Origin of the sequence: Bittarella massiliensis (ex Durand et al. 2017) (assembly GCF_009876955.1) — a bacterium.
Classification (GTDB): Bacteria; Bacillota; Clostridia; order Oscillospirales; family Ruminococcaceae; genus Bittarella; species Bittarella massiliensis.
The window spans coordinates 1-3,754 of record NZ_WWVY01000033.1 but is presented as its reverse complement, the minus strand read 5'-3'; the positions used below and the strand labels follow the sequence as shown (position 1 = coordinate 3,754).

The following is a 3,754-nucleotide window of genomic DNA, read 5'->3' as shown; positions in this document are numbered from 1 at the left end:
GCGTCCGGGTCGTTGACGCCGGTATCCGGCGCATCGGGATCAGGCGGATTTTCGCCCGGCACAGACGCGATTACCACATTGCGCAGATTTTTGCCCGCGTCGTCGGCCTGTACCGTGTAATCAAAGTACACGGTCACGCTCTCGCCCACAGCCAGCTCCGGGATCAGGGCGTCTCCGTCCTCCCATACATAGCCGTCTCCCTCCACGGGAGTGATCGGGCCGGATGCATTGGCAAATACGTCCTCCAAACGGATGTTGGTGAGATCCACAGTCCCGTTATTCGTGACGGTCGCTCCATAGCCGATGGTGTCACCCACCGCCGCAAAAGCCGTGTCCGTAAATTTGACAATGGTAATGCTGCGCCCGTCCACAGGGTCGGGATCGGGGTCTGGCTCGCGGTCTGGATCGACCGGCACAATGACCTCGTCCGAGGGATACTCGGCGTCCGGGTCAATGGGTTTCTCCGGGTCAATGCCGTGTCCGGGGTTATCCGGGTCTTCGGGGTTCGTGCCGGGCACTGTGGTGACGGCCACGTTGGTGATGTCCTTGCCGTCATCCGCTTCCACCACTTCATACGTATAGGTGATCGTGATGGATTTGCCCACAGGCAGCCGGTGGATCGTCCATGTGCCGCTGTCCTCGTTCCAGGTGTAGCCGGGGCCGTCCGCAGCGGTGATTCGGCCCGCGCCGTCGTTGGTGTCGCGTACTGGGATGTCTTTCAGCTCCACGCTGCCGATGTTGTTCACTGTGATTTTGTAGGTGATGATATCCCCCACAGCCGCAGCTTCCCGGTCGGCTTCTTTTTCTGTTTTCACGCGCCGCAGCTCCGGCACAGGGGCGGGATCGGGGTCTGGGTCAGGATCAGGCTCAATAATAATGGGCCTGCGGTTGATGTCCAGCGTGCCGGGCTGGAGATACACCACATAATTTTCCGCGCCGTTGGCATTGGGGTTGGCCGTCAAGCCGGACAACTCCACGGGATAGCAGCCCACGTCGGAGGTCGATGTGGCGTCCGTCACAAAGACAGGCTCGCCCTGCAAATCGCTGTCCGGCGTATCGCCGTTGATGAAACCGTTGTACGCGGGTGCAAATTCCGGGAGCGGGTCACCGTAGATCATACTGTATTCTCCCGCGCTGATCACCAGCGGGCGCGGAGTGACAGCGATGCTGCCCGGTTCGTACCAGATGATGTAGTTTCGCAGTACAGGGTAATTTTCTTCGGTCAGGCCGACATACTCAAGCGGATAGTAACCGGCTTCCGTTTCTGCGGTGATCGGAGCGTATTCAAAGCCGCTCTTATCTGCGTCCAGCGTCAGCGTGTCATCTGCCACCAGCGCGGAAATTTGCAGCTGGGTGCCGCTGCCGCCCTCGGCTGCGGAATACTCTGCCGCCGCAGTCGGTTCCTCGGCCAGTCCGTCGCCGTAGCGGGCGGTGAGATTGCCGACAAATGCGCTGATGGTGCGGCGTCGGATTGCGCCGCTGTACTGCTCGGCCTTGATCTCATAGTCCCCATAAGGGTTATTGTCCAGGCTGATCTCTCCCGTGCGGGTGATTTTGTACTCAAGCAGCTTGTTTTCCGCATTCTCCTGCGCCGTGCCGTCCGGGGTTAGTGTCTCGCCTGCATTGGAGGATTCGTAGGTGCCAGCAATGCTGTCCTGGGCCACGATTACATCGTCGCCCTCTACCACGCCGTCCAGCAGGATATGCGTAATCGTAGCCTCGTTTGTCCCGTCGTACACTTTGACGTTGCGGGGATTGTTTCCTGTGTCGCCGGGGTCTTGATAGAGACTGTGCACAGTCAGGCCGCGCGGAGTGATCGCTCCGGTATAGTCCTCGGTCGAGATGCGGTAATTGCCCGCCCGTTCGCCGGTGAGCGTCAGCGAGCCGCCGCGCACCATGTCGATCTGCTGGCCCGCCGTTTGGTGGATCGTCTCCTTGTAGCCGCCGCTCACGCTGGCGCTGCTCAATGTGACCTTGCCTTTGTCCCGGTCTACGATACCCGATGCGGCGGTGTCGTCAAAGGGCTTGATCTGGATGTTGCGGATTGTGCCCTGGTCGGTGCCGTCATAGGCGCGGTCGTTGTTGTAGCTGTACAGATGCAGCGGCCTTGCCGCGATCTGGAACGTACAGCTGGCCGTTTGATTGATGCCGTATTTCTGCGCGTCCGCCGCTTGCAGCGTAACGGTCGCGGTATATTTCCCGGCGTCGATGCAGCCGGAACCGGATGAGGCCGTGCCGGATGTGCTGGAGCCGGAACTGTAAGCGATCGTCGCCCGGGCAAGCAGCTGCTGTGCCACAGAGGGGGACACGGGCGAGCCGATGGACGCCTTTGCCACGGTCTCTGTGCCGTCATAGATTTTGTTGATGGCCGTGATGGTCAGCTGGCCGCCGCCCGGCAGGGGAAGCTCTTTGCACGCGGAAATGTCCGCCACATCGTAGCCGCTGTGCGAAGTGCGGGCCAGCGTGGGCTTGCCTCCGGGCGTCATGGGGACGCCGTTGACCTTGACCTGGGTGATCGTCACCTGCGCCCATTCATTTACTATGCGCCCATTGTTCCACATCGTCAGTGCCACTTCATTGTTCTTGACGTATTGGGAACTGAGTGTGAAATGCTCCGTGACGGTCTGCCCCGCATTGGCGGAGGATACAAGACGGTCGCGGTCGGGGTTGTATGCCCAATCGCTGTCACCGGGCTGTACGGCGGAAATGCAGATATTGCCACCCGGAGAATCAATAGAATCCAGATGGTAGGTAATATCCACCGTGGCGTTGGCATCCACATATTCCTGCGGAATCGTAATTTTGGCTGACGCATAGAAGCCGGGTGTCCCGGTCGTGACCGCCGCGTTGCGCAGGGTGATCGTCTGCTTGCTGGCATCGCCGAATTGGGACACCGCGCCGCTCTGCGCCTCGAAAGCCCATTCCGTGCTTGCTCCGGCCTGCACAGGTAGCAGCATAATGTCGTTGGAGATTTGCAGCGTCACCGGGGCACTGGTATCGCCGGAGGCATTGCGCACCCGATACTGCCAGCCCTGCATCATGGGCAGGGCCGTATCGATCACCAGATAGGGCTGTGTCTCACCCGGCATATCCACAAAGGTTTTGCCTCCGTCCTCGGACATCTGCCATTGGGCGGGGTAGCCCGCGTTGGAGGTAAAGGTGATCGTGCCGTTTTCCTGCACGGTGCCGGGCGCATCGATGACAGGCGCGGCCCCTAACAGGCTGCGGAAAAAGCCGCTGACTGCATTCGTTTTGCTTGCCAGATTGTTTTCCACGTCCACATATACGGTGATTTTGGCAGGTTTGGCCGTGGGGTCATAGCTGCGCCACTGTACGTTGGCGCGCAGCCAGCTTTCCATGGCCTCCACACTGATCCCGGCGTTGGATTTGGCCGTAATCATCATGTAATGCGGATTGTTGATGGTGATTTTTGCGTTGATGGCGGACAGGCCGTCCCCGCCGTCCCGGAACATGAGTTTATCGTCCTTATCGTAGTCCGGGTTGCCCGCGCCGTAGTGGTCATCGATGTGGGCGCGGTCGTCGTACATCAGGATCATGCTCTGGAACGTGCTGCGCCCGGAGCGGAGCGTCAGGTTCGGAAAGCTCCAGTCGGAATACTGTTTGCCCAGCTCGGTGTCGATCAGGCACACATCGCTGTCCTGCACTCCGTCGTTGTTGGCGTCGTTCTGCACGCCGGGGCCGAAATTGGCATTGACGATGTAATCCAGACACAGGGGCATATCGGAGGTCGCGG

The 3,754-nt window shown here is 60.0% G+C and carries 1 protein-coding gene; it reads right to left on the bottom strand.

The genetic code is table 11. The features are described from left to right. On the bottom strand, positions 1–3,754 hold a 3,754-nt coding region (locus GT748_RS14745), incomplete at both ends, for a DUF7507 domain-containing protein (protein ID WP_161222393.1).